General features: G+C 49.3%; 12 protein-coding genes, 1 pseudogene and 1 riboswitch. Of the genes and pseudogenes, 4 read left to right on the forward strand and 9 right to left on the reverse strand.

Annotated features, from left to right (window positions below; genetic code table 11):
• Window positions 1-26 precede the first annotated feature (26 nt).
• Complete coding sequence (locus NIA71_RS05600; protein WP_148396546.1) at window positions 27-1040, reverse strand: TRAP transporter substrate-binding protein; 1014 nt, start codon at window positions 1038-1040, stop codon at window positions 27-29.
• A gap of 484 nt (window positions 1041-1524) precedes the next feature.
• On the opposite strand from NIA71_RS05600, the gene NIA71_RS05605 reads away from it, so the two are divergent.
• The gene (locus NIA71_RS05605; protein ID WP_148396544.1) at window positions 1525-2427 is read left to right on the forward strand and encodes a 3-hydroxyacyl-CoA dehydrogenase family protein; all 903 of its coding nucleotides are present in this window, start codon (window positions 1525-1527) and stop codon (window positions 2425-2427) included.
• Between the two features lie 8 nt (window positions 2428-2435).
• Window positions 2436-3380: a 3-hydroxyacyl-CoA dehydrogenase NAD-binding domain-containing protein gene (locus tag NIA71_RS05610; protein ID WP_148396542.1), complete on the forward strand. Its 945-nt coding sequence runs from the start codon at window positions 2436-2438 to the stop codon at window positions 3378-3380.
• A 70-nt stretch (window positions 3381-3450) separates the two neighbouring features.
• Here the strand turns inward: NIA71_RS05610 and NIA71_RS05615 are convergent, their stop codons facing one another.
• The 8 genes and pseudogenes from NIA71_RS05615 to NIA71_RS05645 all read right to left on the reverse strand — a co-directional run bounded on the left by NIA71_RS05615 (window position 3451) and on the right by NIA71_RS05645 (window position 10152).
• On the reverse strand, window positions 3451-3873 hold the full coding sequence (locus NIA71_RS05615; RefSeq protein ID WP_253019867.1) for a hypothetical protein: 423 nt from the start codon (window positions 3871-3873) through the stop codon (window positions 3451-3453).
• A gap of 70 nt (window positions 3874-3943) precedes the next feature.
• Window positions 3944-5140, reverse strand: a complete 1197-nt coding sequence (locus tag NIA71_RS05620) for an MFS transporter (protein WP_148396538.1) — start codon at window positions 5138-5140, stop codon at window positions 3944-3946.
• A 92-nt stretch (window positions 5141-5232) separates the two neighbouring features.
• Window positions 5233-5340, reverse strand: a riboswitch (FMN riboswitch).
• A 147-nt stretch (window positions 5341-5487) separates the two neighbouring features.
• Complete coding sequence (locus NIA71_RS05625) at window positions 5488-6255, reverse strand: Uma2 family endonuclease (RefSeq protein ID WP_253019868.1); 768 nt, start codon at window positions 6253-6255, stop codon at window positions 5488-5490.
• 70 nt (window positions 6256-6325) lie between these two features.
• Window positions 6326-7078, reverse strand: a complete 753-nt coding sequence (locus tag NIA71_RS05630) for a GNAT family N-acetyltransferase (RefSeq protein WP_148396535.1) — start codon at window positions 7076-7078, stop codon at window positions 6326-6328.
• Entirely contained in the window at window positions 7078-7680 is a 603-nt protein-coding gene (locus tag NIA71_RS05635) for a GyrI-like domain-containing protein (protein WP_253021277.1), read from the reverse strand. Before NIA71_RS05635 ends, NIA71_RS05630 begins: the two co-directional genes overlap by 1 nt.
• Window positions 7681-7860: 180 nt before the next feature.
• Window positions 7861-8019 (reverse strand): annotated as a pseudogene (locus NIA71_RS19890) (TfoX/Sxy family protein); the annotation flags it as partial.
• A gap of 55 nt (window positions 8020-8074) precedes the next feature.
• Window positions 8075-8989: a helix-turn-helix transcriptional regulator gene (locus NIA71_RS05640; protein ID WP_253019869.1), complete on the reverse strand. Its 915-nt coding sequence runs from the start codon at window positions 8987-8989 to the stop codon at window positions 8075-8077.
• A gap of 464 nt (window positions 8990-9453) precedes the next feature.
• A complete protein-coding gene (locus NIA71_RS05645) occupies window positions 9454-10152 on the reverse strand; it encodes a metallophosphoesterase family protein (RefSeq protein WP_253019870.1) in 699 nt (232 codons plus the stop codon).
• A gap of 88 nt (window positions 10153-10240) precedes the next feature.
• Here NIA71_RS05645 and NIA71_RS05650 point away from each other — a divergent pair, with 88 nt between their 5' ends.
• Together NIA71_RS05650 and NIA71_RS05655 are read left to right on the forward strand one after the other, a co-directional pair.
• Window positions 10241-10624, forward strand: coding sequence for a BlaI/MecI/CopY family transcriptional regulator (locus NIA71_RS05650; protein ID WP_253019871.1), 384 nt, complete (start codon window positions 10241-10243; stop codon window positions 10622-10624).
• Window positions 10617-12344 carry a BlaR1 family beta-lactam sensor/signal transducer gene (locus NIA71_RS05655; RefSeq protein ID WP_253019872.1) on the forward strand — a complete coding sequence of 576 codons (1728 nt, stop codon included), beginning with the start codon at window positions 10617-10619 and terminating at the stop codon, window positions 12342-12344. The genes NIA71_RS05650 and NIA71_RS05655 overlap by 8 nt, the downstream gene beginning before the upstream one ends.
• The last annotated feature ends 8 nt before the right edge of the window (window positions 12345-12352 follow it).

Below are 12352 nucleotides of genomic sequence, written 5' to 3' on the forward strand. Positions count from 1 at the left end.
TTTACCCGGAACACCCGCTCCTTGAATTAGAGTCCCATCAATTCATATAGTTTCGGATCGACGACTTTGCTGTATTCGTCGTACACGGCCTTGCTGGCGTCTTTGAAGGTCTTTAATTCAGCCTCAGTCAAATCGTGCCGTTTGCATCCCGCGTCATCCATAACTTTGCACGCGTATTCTTCTGCTTCCTTAACGATGGCTCTTTCCTGAACGCCATAAGCTTCTTTGCTGGCATCCCGTATCACCTGCTGCATATCTTCAGGCAGCGAAGCCATGAAGTCGGTATTGATGATGCTGTTCATCAAGAGGGCCTGATGGTTGGTCATGGTGTAGTATTTGCCCACCTCGAAGAACTTTCCGCTTCTCTGATACAGGGGCGATGTATCTACGCCATCGACCGTTCCCTGCTGGAGAGCCGTATAGATTTCGCTGAATCCCATGGGAACAGCCGTGGACTTCCATGCCTTATAGATGGACATGTTCATCTGGCTTTCCTGGCTTCTGAATTTGAGATTGGACATATCGTTGACGGTTTTGATTTCTTTTTTGCTGTTAAGCAGAACCTTAAAGGAACCGTCAGCGAAATCGAGACATTCGATCTTGGATTTTTCTTTCAGGCCATCCTTGAGGATCTGTCCTACTTCGCCGTCCAGATGCTTGTACATGGTGTCTCTGTCTTTGAATACATATGGCATATCAACCAGGTACCAGTTTTCATCATAGGTCGCCAGGTAACATCCGGAGATGATGCCCATTTCCAGATTGCCCATGTTGACGGATTCGGCGATTTCTCTCTCATCGCCCATGGCGGAGTCGCAGAAATATTCTACGGTCATTTTGCCGCCGGATTTTTCCTCAACTTCTTTTTTGAAAATTTCAGTCGCTTCTGAGCAAGGGGTATCGCTGGTTTCATCCGATGCGATACGGATCGTGATCTGATCGCCGTCCGCAGCAGAATCATCGCCACCTCCTCCGCCGCAGCCTGTCATCAGCCCAAGACATAATATGAGACATAACATTGCAATTAAAACTTTTTTCATTTTATCCTCCTCTCGTAAATTAAATAATTAACACCAGGATAAAAAGCAATATTTATGCCATTTACCGTTTTATGGCATAAAGGGCTGCCTGGCCGCACACCTTCTTTCCTGAAAATTCAACAAAGAGAACAGGCAGAATTCCTGCAGAAAGAATCTGACTTCCTTTGAAAAAGCACCTGCTTTTCCTGCCTGGCGCCCTCCATTTCTAATCAAATCTGACTAATTCGCCCAGCTGTCACCCCGGCCCGCTTTTTTTCAAGGGCTGGTGCTTCTAATCACTTTTAACTAAATAGCGAAAAATGATTAAACCCTGCGATTCCGCTCTCCTTTTACGTGGAAGGCTTTCCTTGACCAGCCTGAAATTGCTTTTGTTTGCCCGCCTTCTTTCTTTAGTCCGACTCCGGTCTTTCTGGCATTGTTTTTGCATCTTTAATTAATTGGTTATAAAACGCTATTAATCAAATTTTACTAAGGAGGATTGAATATGTCGAAATTACCGCAAAATGTCACCATCGTCGGTTCCGGAACCCAAGGCTCCATGCTTGCATTTCGCAGCGCCGCCTTTGGAAGAAAGGTTTGTCTTTATGATTTATCGGAAGAACAGCTCTCAAATGCAATGGCAAAGATCAAGGGCTGGTTTGGAGACTGGGTGGATGAAGAACGGCTGTCGCCGGACATGGCTGCCACAGCTTTCAGCAGTATGCGCACAACTTCCAATCTCGAGGAAGCGCTCAGGGACTGCGACATTATCATAGAAAACGTCCCAGAAGTTTTGTCCTTAAAGCAGAAGGTATGGAAGGAACTGGACCAGGCCGCACCTGCCGCAACGCTCCTGACCACCAACAGCTCCTCTCTCAAAGCGTCTGATATCGGCTCCTTTGTCGCCCGCAAGGACAAGACCTTTAATATCAATTTTATGACGCCTACCACGGATGATCTGGTGGAAGTTATGTGGAATGACAATACTTCCGAAGAAACCAGGGAAGCGGCCATTGCTTTTCTCACCGCCCAGGAGAATGTTCCCATCATTACCAAGAAGGAGATCAAAGGCTTTTCCCTCAACCGGGTCTGGAGGGCCATCAAAAAAGAGAGCCTGAAGCTTTGGTCTGAAGGATATATCACACCTGAAGATTTTGACAGGGCCTGGATGCTGGAATGGGGCACGCCCCACGGACCTTTCGGCCTCATGGATAAGGTGGGACTTGACATCGTGGAACAGATCGAGCTAACATATTATGACGAAAGTAAAGATCCCGACGATCTGCCGCCCCGCGCTCTCCGTGAGATGATCGAGCAGGGAAGGCTCGGCGAAAAGACAGGCAGAGGATTTTATGAATATCCGGATCCGGCATACAGCCGTCCCGGATGGTTAAAAGGAACAAAATGAGGTGAAGTATGAAGAAAAAAACATTTAAAAAGGTGGCTGTCATCGGCTGCGGATTTATCGGCTACAGCTGGGGTGTGGTATTTGCCAGAAATGGCTTGGAAACTTATATGTACAACCGCAAATCCCCTACTCTGGACAGCGTAAAAGAACGAATGGGCCAAGCGCTGAAATTCCTTGCAGATGAAGGTATGATCGAAGAACGGGAGATTGAAGAATCCCTCAATCGGATCCACACCACCGATTCGCTGGAAGAGGCAGTCGCTTCCGCAGACTATATTCAGGAATGCATGTGGGAGGACCTTCCCTTAAAGCAGGATATCTTTGTCAAACTGACCGAGCTGGCCCCTGCCGATGTGGCCATCGGTTCCAGCTGTTCGGGTCTGAAAATATCCGACATCGCCGCCAATGTGAAAAACCACAAAGAGCGGTGCATCGTCGCCCATCCCACCAATCCGCCTCACCTGATTCCTTTTATGGAAATCTCCGGCGATGCGGCTTCTCAGGAGATCAAAGATCAGGTCTTTGCTTTCATGGAGTCCATCGGCCAAAAGCCGATTCAATGTAAAGAAGTTTACGGTTATGTGCTCAACCGCATCCAGCTGTCCCTGATTCAGGAAGCTTTATATCTGGTAAAAGAAGATATCTGCAATGTGGAAGCTGTTGAACGTGCTCTGACGGACGGCTTGGGCCTGCGGTGGGCGTTCACCGGTCCTTATGGGGTGGAAGAATTGAATTCGGCCAATTTGCGGGAAGGCCTGGAAAAGTATAAAGACTATATGATCCATTTCTTTACCGAAGAGCAGGAGAAAGTCTGCGATTACGATCAAGCGTTCATCGACAAGTGCGTCTCCGGCTTTACTCCGATTATGGAAGGAAAGAGCCACGAAGAGTACCTCAAGTGGCGCGACCAGATGGTAACCAGAACCAGACTGCTGAAAGAGAAAAGCAAATAGACAGCTGTAGTCATCATGCGGGCTGTCCGGCGCCCTTGAACAAGGATTGCCGGCAGCCCGCAGAGTTTTCTCACCGTTCCCGCTCATACTGTGCCTTGCACAAAACCTTTTTGCAGGATGGACACTGAGCGACCAGTTTCACATTGATTCCCCGGTTGCTGCCCAGTTCCAGCCCGTTTCCACAGTGGGGGCAGCGCCAGATGGATTGAATGATGATTTTGGGAATCAACATCATAATAATTACCAAAAGCAGCATGAGAAGCGTGATTGGCACCGACCTCTCCGATGCTGCCGCGGCAGCGATAAACGCTCCGCACATGACGATCACTCCTATGAGATTGACCGTTTTTACTTTGCAGAACAAATTCCAGTATTCCCGTTCCTGCTCCTGGTTTAAGCTCCGCATTCCTTTCACAAACGCTTTCACCGTCAAAACGATCACTACGCAGGACAGTAGACTGGAAAAGAGAAGAACGAATATCTGCTGATTCATAATGGATGCACCTGCCTTTCATTGTTTGTTTACAAAATATATTACGCAAGAAGCATGCCATCCAGTGAATTCAGCAGGCCCTTTCCTCAGATTTGGATGATCCCGGCTTTCGGGCATATTTTCCCGCCACCGGCAGAATACACGCAGCAATAACTAGAGCCAGCAGTCCTGCCACCAGGAACAATTTGCTGCCGGCAACTGCCGACACCAGCAGCGCAGACAGGAACTGTCCCAAAAACATGGCCATGGTGCAGAAGCTGATGTTGGTACCTTTCTTTTCCGGCGTGCTTTTGTTCACTACCAGACTATTGAACAACGGTGTGGAAAAACCGAATCCCATTCCGGCAAAAAAGACGGCGATCCAAAGAACCACAGCTGTCCCCGAAAGGAAATACAAAAGGAAGGCGATTCCGTAAAAGCAGAACGCTGCAAACAGGCATCCTTTGGGCTGAAAGCGGCTGACAATTTTAGGCATGAATCCGGCTGCCAGTACGGCTACCAGGTCCAAAGCGGCCAGATAATAGCCTGTAAAGGAGGGACTGTAACCCAGGTTTGTCTGCAAATGGATAGGCAGCGAGACCATGGCCGTAAAAAACATCAGCATGCCGAGAAAAGCAATCAAAAGCACCAGTCCCAGAGGAACGCCCTGCTTTTCGCAAGCGCCTGCTTCTTCCTGGGCATCGCTGTCTGCTGCCGCCTGGCCGCCTTTGGGAATAAAGAGCAGCAGCATGAGCAGGGCCAGAAAACCCAAGCCATAAATGAAAAACGGGCTGCGCCAGGAAACGTCCGCCAGAACGCCGCTGATGCTGAGAAAGATCACGCCGCCGAACTCCATGGACATACCTTGCATGGCAATCATCTTCAGCTGTTTTTCCCCCTGGAAAAAGGCGGCGATCAGCGCTACGCTGGCGTTCATGATCGCTGCCGTAGCCGCGCCCAGAAGAAAGCGGTCGATGAAAATGGCAAGAGCGGTGGGCATAAAAGCGCCGCCTACACCAAAGAGGCCGTAAAATAAAAGCCCCATCAACGCCACCCAATAAGGTCCTATTTTATCGATCAGCTTACCAAAAACAATGGCCGTGGCCACTACTCCCAGAGCAGGTGCTGTAACCAGCCAGGACGCATAATTTCCCAGGCCGTAGACGCTGCCCAATTCCGGCAGAGCCGGTGTAATGGCGTTTCCGACCATTACCGTCAGGCTGCTGATAAGCATGATGGCTGCGATTCCCGGGATTCCTACTTTTCTTTGTAATGATTCTTGTGTCATAAAATCCTCCTTACACAACAAAAAAAGACATCTCTTCGATGCCTTCTCCTATATTTCTTCGATATTTGAGTACTAAAAGAAAGCATCTTTTCTGCTTTCTTCTCTCATCCAGACTTTACTGTCGGCTTCGGGATTTAACCGAATTGGCTTGCGCTCGCGGGCTGTACCGCCGGTAGAGATCACTCTTCTAGAAGAAATCCAATCCTAGTTTTAATTTCGTCCTTATCATAGCAAATAGGGTTTGCACTTGTCAATATGATTTTTAATCGCAGCCGTGCCACGCTGCCCGAAGCCGCCAATACCAACGGTATATTCACCATACTTGCGATGGGATAAGCAGAAGACGATTACACTTCCTCCCTTGCCCACTTTGCGATTCGCTGAAAATGCAGTACCAGCTTTCCATCATAAAGCTTCACAGGAATATCGGCATCAATGGGATAAATAATCGGCAAATTCTCATCCTGGAAAAAGTAAACCATGATCCTTCCCTGGTACGGGTCTACGATCCAGTATTCCCGCACGCCCGCGCTTTCATATTTAGAAAGCTTGGTGATATAATCCCGCCGCTTGGTCCCCGGGGAAACAACCTCCAGTACAAAGTCCGGCGCGCCCATAATGTTTCGCCTTACGATCTTGTCACGGTCGCACACAATTACCACATCCGGCTGGATCATGGTCTTTTCATCATTATCCAGCTGCACATCCACCGGTGAAATGAACGGTATGCAGTCTCCGTCTTCATCAAGGATAAAGTTGGAAATCTGCCGATACAGTTCTCCCGCCATCAGCTGGTGAAAGGTCGTCGGCGCAGCCATGTCATAAAAATATCCGTCGATCAGTTCCACCCGCTGATCCTCCGGCAGCGCCCGGTAATCATCGACCGTATACTCGCCCGGCTTTCGATTCACCTGATACGCAACAGAGGATTCCATCACCACCATCTGTTCCTTAAAGACACGTTCTAAAGCCTGGAGCGTATCATATCTGGGGTTTTTCGTTTCCCCGCCGAAGATTTTCTGTACCGTACCAAGGGGAACACCCGATAATTCTGCAATCTGCGCGTACGTATATCCCCGCTCCTTCTTTTTCTCAATCATTTCCTGGATTCTCATATGGCACTTCCTCATACCCTTTTACTAAATGCATTATACCATATAATATCCATAATATAACCGTTTTTTATTAAAAATCGGTTAAAAGCTTTTCAAATTTCTTTTCCGACAAAATTTCATTCGTAACAAAAACTCCATCGTGGAACATGCTGTAGGTCGTAAAAGGAGCGGGCGCATTCTGTGCCTGCTGCCGATCCTGGATTTTAATCAGCTTGAAAGGAACTCCCGCAGCATCTGCCTGCTGGGCAATCAGCGGCGCGTATTTTTCCGTATGAGGGCATTGATTGGTATAATAAAGCACCCAACCCTTTTCCTCAATTCTCCCGTCCTTGGCGCAATCCCGAAATCTGGGAGCCTCACCGCCCTCTTCAAAGGGCAGGTAAAGCAGTTCAAAATACGGCTCAGCCTTGTCCGCCACTTGAAATCCCTTGTATTTCAAATACTTGGGGTCGGATAAAAAGGGCATTTTCTTCTTGGATGAAAGGGCGCACAATCCTTTCATTCCTTTTTTTCGGCTGTCCTCTATGCACTGTTCCAAAAGCTGGTCGCCATAGCCCTGCCCTTTATATTTCCCCGACACCCACAGGCAATCGATGTACATATATCCATCGCCGGTGATCGGTACCCAGGCATATTCCAGCGGCAGGTATTCGATAAAAACCTTTCCCCTCACATCCAGTTTATTGAAAACCAGCCCTTCCTCAATACGGTCCTTCAGCCAGGCCTTCTTGGAGGAAACACAGTTCTCCCCTTTTTTGTCAGAAATCGCACAACAAATGTGCTCTTGTTCCAAATTGTCCAGTGTCAGTGTTTTAAATTCCATTATACATTCCTCCTGATTGGATGACGGATCACAGTTTTCAGATTCTTTGCCGCCGCCTTTCTAGGGTCGGAAAGATAAATTTCATGATGCCAGCGTTCATGGGAAATATCGGATGCATAGCCGGAGTCTTCGATGAACTGTTCCAGTTTCTCGATGGTTGCCGGCTCATCATCATAGGAACCCTTGTGCATCACCTGGGCGCACAGACCTTCCTCCCAGATGGTATAGCGGGCCGCTGACAAATCCAGCTGCGGCTTCTTTTTCGCCAGCGCCGCTTTTGCCTCTTCAAAGACGTCCTCCGTAATAAACTCCGGCTGCCGGATCATGGAGGTCCATTGAAATTCATCCTTGTTTCCAATCGCTTTTCCGTCAAAGTATCCCTTGTCCAGCCACCACAAGCCTTCCAGCGGCGGCACCACATATTCAAAGTAGCCCTCCGGCGCATTGCCGCCCATTTTGCTCATCTTGATGGAATAAGAGAGCCCGTAAAGGATTTCGATCGCGTTCTTGTACTCCGCGCTGGTATTGGGATCCCCCTTGCCGTCCACCATGATAAAGATCATCTCTGGCACCTGTATAACGGCAGGCTTTGTTTTCGGCATATATAAATCTTTGTATTCTTTTTTGTAATCCAGTTTTTTCGGCTTGTCCGGCAGTTCCCCGCAGGTTTTTAACGTCAATTCGGTCAGAAATTCCCGATCATCCAGATCTTCGATCAGATAAGCCCGGGCGCCCTCATGGGGCTCAGCGATCACTGGGTCGGGCATCAGCGCTTCCCCTGCTTTGGTCATTTTTACATAAAGCTGATCATCCTCCACAGTGGCAAAAAATTTGCCGTCACAATAGAGTCCGTATTCACCGAACATCTTCTTATATGTGATGGTCCCTGCTCCTGCCAGCTGTTCGCAGACATATTCGACATAATCCAAATTCGAAGCCATTTTTCTATTTCTCCTTTATCCTGTTTACCCCATCTTATCATGATAAACATGACATCTATATGTCATCATTCCGATATTGGCAGGCCATTTTCTCAAGGAGCAGGCCCAGTTCCTCCCGCAGGTAATCCGGTTTTCGCAGCTGTGCCTGGCCGCTGAAGCTGAGAAGCCAGCTGAATAGATTCTCCCGATCCGCAAATCCAAATCGAAATAGCAGGTTGCCGTCGTCTGTCCGGATAAAGCTCTCCGGCCCAAACTCTTCTATCAGCCTCCATTTGGCGGAAGGGTCAAAGAGGACCTCTACATCGATTTTGGGCGGATACGCTTCTTCTGGCGCTACCTGATAAGGCGGCCTCTCCCTGGGTTCAAACTGCTTTTCCGATCCCTTTGGACTGAGCATGCGATTTAGCTTGAAAAGCCGGAAGTCCTGGCGTTTGAGGCAGTAGCCCCATACATACCAGGAAGTCCATTGGAATACCAGCAGATAAGGTTCAATTTCCCGTCGGCTCTCTCCCTTTGCCGAATAGTAGGTGAAGGTGATTAGCCTGTGTTCCTCAATCGCCTTTTGAATCAGCTCGATTTTGGGCGCAAGGGAGGATTTGTAGTAGGAGGATAGATCGATGACAATATTTCCGTCCGCCGAGCAGACGTTGTTTCCGGCCGAAAGCTTATCCATCAGCTGTTGATAACGGTTGGTTCCTGAAATGCTGTCCAGGCTGCGCAGGCCAGTAAGAATGGACTGCATTTCTTTAGATGTGAGCAGCGTCCGATCCACCTTATATCCTTCCATGATGGAGATGCCGCCGTTTTTTCCCTGGGAAGTCGTCACCGGAATCCCCGCTTTGCAGAGCGCCTCAATATCCCGATTGATGGTCCTGCGGGACACCTCGAATTTATCCGCCAGATACGGTGCTGTCACCCGATCCTGCTGCAGCAGGATCGATAGAATTCCGATCAGCCGGTCGATTTTCATCGCTGCCTTCCTTTCTGTTCAATCAGTAAGCGGTCCCCAGTCTTGCCATGGTCTCCGATCCGGCCGAAAACTATCGCTCCAGTCCCCAAATCAGCGGCTCATTGAGCGCTATCCCAAACCTGCGGCCCGGTTCGAACCCGCATTTGCCGGAGTCCGCTTTCGGTGTAATATCAAACTTTCATCTAAAACCATCGGACTTTGATACTTTTTACTCTCATAAACGCCTGGGCCGAGTCGGACGGCAGCAAAAGTATCAAAATCAACTACAAAGATTCCTAAACCTTACATTTCCACCAAAAAAGTATCAGTAAGAGAACGTTTTTAACGTCTGCTTCCGATATTTCTTTGCCGCAGACACTCCCGCATCAAGTCAAAAGGCCGTCAAACTATCAGAAGCCACTGCTGAAAATGCTTTTGCTGATACTTTCCTGCCGACAGCCGCCGCAGCCGCAAACCCGCAGCACCTACGAAATGGTATACTTAACCACTTCAAACCCATTATCCCCAATTTCCAGCACTGCCATCGTCACTGGCAGGGAAAAGCGCCGTCTGCCGCAGCTGCCGGGATTGAGCCACAAGACGTCGTCCTTTGTTTCACAGAAATATTGATGAGAGTGTCCAAAGACAACCACATCCGTATCATGGAGATCTTTGGGAACGAATCGTTTTTCGTGGACAACGAAAAATCGAATTCCTCCCAGCTCGACACAGATGCGTTCATCCAGTTCCTTTGCCCAGTCTTCTCGATCATTGTTTCCCCGCACAGCATAAAGAGGCGCGCAGGCCCCCAGTTCCCGCAGAATTTCCTCCCGTCCAATATCTCCGGCGTGAATCACCGCATCGCAATTAGCAAGGATTCTAAGTACTTCCTGTCTGAGCAGTCCGTGAGTATCAGACAGGATGCCGATCTTTCGCACCATTGGCTTGGCCTCCTTCTTACTGGGTTCTATTGTTTCCACATTGGAAAGTTTTATGAGCAGCAGGCCGATCACAAAGGTGATCATAGGCACCAAAAAAAAGCCTGCCAGTGTCAGATCCGGCCCGTGAACCGTCAGGATTCGAAGAAGATATAGGAATAATGCCAGGGACGCGGCGCACACCACAATTCCCGTCCCTCTTGTGACCAGGTAATACAAATCCCTGTCCGTTTTCTTTCTATTCATACTGGCATTATACCACAGAGTCCCTTGACAGGCCCCTTTTTCTTTTCTATAATCTTTATATTACATTTGTAAGTCAAAGGAGATGCCAATGAAAAAACTGCCTCAGATTTCCGAAGCGGAATACGAAGTCATGAAAGTGGTATGGGCCCACGCTCCCATCAGCACCAGCCAGGTGGTAGAAAAGCTGGCGGCCGTTAGCAGCTGGAGCCCGAAAACAATCCAGACCATGCTGCTGCGTCTGGTGAAAAAAGGAGCCTTGTCCAATGAAAAACAAGGCCGTGTTTTTATTTACATACCGCTGGTCATGGAAGATGAATACCGCGCCGGCGCCAGCCGCAAATTTCTGGATCGGTTTTACGGAGGCGATCTCAATTCCATGGTGCTCAATTTTGTAAAAGAGGATCAGCTGTCGCCAGCAGAAATTGAAGAGCTGAAAGCGATCCTCGATGGAAAGGGAAAAACCAATGACTGAATGGTTCTTCTATGGATTGATCTATTCCTTAATCCTGGCCTTGCTGCTGGCCTCCCTTCTGCTGGTAAAGCGCCTGTTTTCCAAGCAGCTCTCACCCCGGGGACAATATCGACTTTGGCTGGTCCTGCCGGCCGTCTGCACGGCGCCGTTTCTCCCCTTCAGCGCAGGGGATTTGCTGCCGCAAAGAACCGGCCTTGCATCAGCTGCAGGTTCGATCAGCATCGATCCTTCAGTGGCACCATCCTCCGGGATGGAAACGGTCCGGGATTTGGCCGTCGATATCCATCAAGGGGTGCCGCAGATGTTGATCCTGCTGCTGCTTCTTGTTTGGGCAGCGGGCGCGCTTTTTATGTTCAGTAAGATCGTTTACCAACTCTGGCTCAGTCGAAGGTTTTTACACTCTGCCGCTGCTGTTCAGGATGCTTCCCAGCTGGCCCTTTTTTATGAGTGCAAAAAACAGGCGGGGATCAGGCGTACTGTAACGCTTTCCAGTTCGCCGTTATGCCGGACTCCGTCCGCACTGGGTATTTTACGGCCTCATGTCATGCTTCCCAATGATTATGGCTGCCGCGAACTGAAATATGTGCTGCTCCATGAACTGGCCCACCACCGTTACCGGGACCCCCTTACCAACCTGCTGGTGACTTGTTTTAAGGCTGTCTTTTGGTTTAACCCCATGGTACATCTGTCCTTTCAGCGAATCGCCTTGGACCGGGAAATGGCCTGTGATGACCTGGTCTTGGAACTGCTGGAACAACATGAGGCGGTCCTCTACGGGCGGGCCATCTTAAATTGTGCCCACAAAAGCCATCCCGCTGCCCTGGCATTGGCAGAAAGCGGCAGTATCCGCCGCCGAATCCTGCAGATTGCAGATCACCGTCAGGAATCAGCAGCCGGTAAGCGGATCAGCCGTATTTTACTTGGCCTATTTTTGTGTCTTACGGTCTTTTGTGTTCCGTCGGTATGGGCATTGGCGGATTCGACTTACCATCCGGACCAAAAGCTGCCCATTTCCCACGAAGATTTATCCCCATATTTTCAGAACATGGAAGGCTCTTTTGTCCTCTTCGATCAATCTGACAACCGGTATACGATTTATAACGAAAAGGCTGCCCGCACCCGGGTATCTCCCGACTCCACTTACAAGATCTACAGCGGCCTTCTGGCTCTGGAATCGGGTGCTATCACCAGAGATCGGTCGGAATTGAAATGGGACGGAACGGACTACCCCTTTGAAGAATGGAATCGGGATCAGACTTTGGACAGCGCCATGAAAAGTTCCGTCAACTGGTATTTCCAGCGGCTGGACCGGATGGCCGGAAAGGAAAACTTGCAGAAATTTATCAGCTCCATCTCCTATGGCAATGAAGATCTGTCATCTGGCATTGAAGATAGCTGGCTGGAAGCCTCCCTCGCCGTCTCGCCCTTGGAACAAGTCCAGCTGCTGCAAGCGTTATACGAAAACAAATGGAACTTTGATCCTCAGAATATTTCCGCCGTCAAAAATGCCCTTCACATCTCTGATAATGTCTTTGGTAAGACCGGCACCGGAAGCGTGAATGGCCGCCTGGTCAACGGCTGGTTCGTCGGCTGGCTGGACAGCGGACAAACCGCGTACTTCTTTGCAGCTAACGTTCAGGCGAAAGACGGCGCTTCCGGTAGTCATGCCATGGAAATCACCAGGCAGATCCTGCAGGATAAGGGGCTGCTGGGAAAATAAACGGCCGG

Source organism: Ihubacter massiliensis (genome assembly GCF_024125305.1).
Lineage (GTDB): Bacteria > Bacillota > Clostridia > Peptostreptococcales > Anaerovoracaceae > Hominibacterium > Hominibacterium faecale.

Excerpts from the sequence above, each read along its gene's own strand:
- NIA71_RS05655 (WP_253019872.1), top strand. The coding sequence starts at position 10,617 with ATGACTGAATGGTTCTTCTATGGATTGATCTATTCCTTAATCCTGGCC.
- NIA71_RS05615 (WP_253019867.1), bottom strand. The coding sequence starts at position 3,873 with ATGAATCAGCAGATATTCGTTCTTCTCTTTTCCAGTCTACTGTCCTGC.
- NIA71_RS05630 (WP_148396535.1), bottom strand. The coding sequence starts at position 7,078 with ATGGAATTTAAAACACTGACACTGGACAATTTGGAACAAGAGCACATT.
- NIA71_RS05635 (WP_253021277.1), bottom strand. The coding sequence starts at position 7,680 with ATGCCGAAAACAAAGCCTGCCGTTATACAGGTGCCAGAGATGATCTTT.
- NIA71_RS05600 (WP_148396546.1), bottom strand. The coding sequence starts at position 1,040 with ATGAAAAAAGTTTTAATTGCAATGTTATGTCTCATATTATGTCTTGGG.
- NIA71_RS05610 (WP_148396542.1), top strand. The coding sequence starts at position 2,436 with ATGAAGAAAAAAACATTTAAAAAGGTGGCTGTCATCGGCTGCGGATTT.
- NIA71_RS05625 (WP_253019868.1), bottom strand. The coding sequence starts at position 6,255 with ATGAGAATCCAGGAAATGATTGAGAAAAAGAAGGAGCGGGGATATACG.
- NIA71_RS05650 (WP_253019871.1), top strand. The coding sequence starts at position 10,241 with ATGAAAAAACTGCCTCAGATTTCCGAAGCGGAATACGAAGTCATGAAA.
- NIA71_RS05645 (WP_253019870.1), bottom strand. The coding sequence starts at position 10,152 with ATGAATAGAAAGAAAACGGACAGGGATTTGTATTACCTGGTCACAAGA.
- NIA71_RS05605 (WP_148396544.1), top strand. The coding sequence starts at position 1,525 with ATGTCGAAATTACCGCAAAATGTCACCATCGTCGGTTCCGGAACCCAA.
- NIA71_RS05620 (WP_148396538.1), bottom strand. The coding sequence starts at position 5,140 with ATGACACAAGAATCATTACAAAGAAAAGTAGGAATCCCGGGAATCGCA.
- NIA71_RS05640 (WP_253019869.1), bottom strand. The coding sequence starts at position 8,989 with ATGAAAATCGACCGGCTGATCGGAATTCTATCGATCCTGCTGCAGCAG.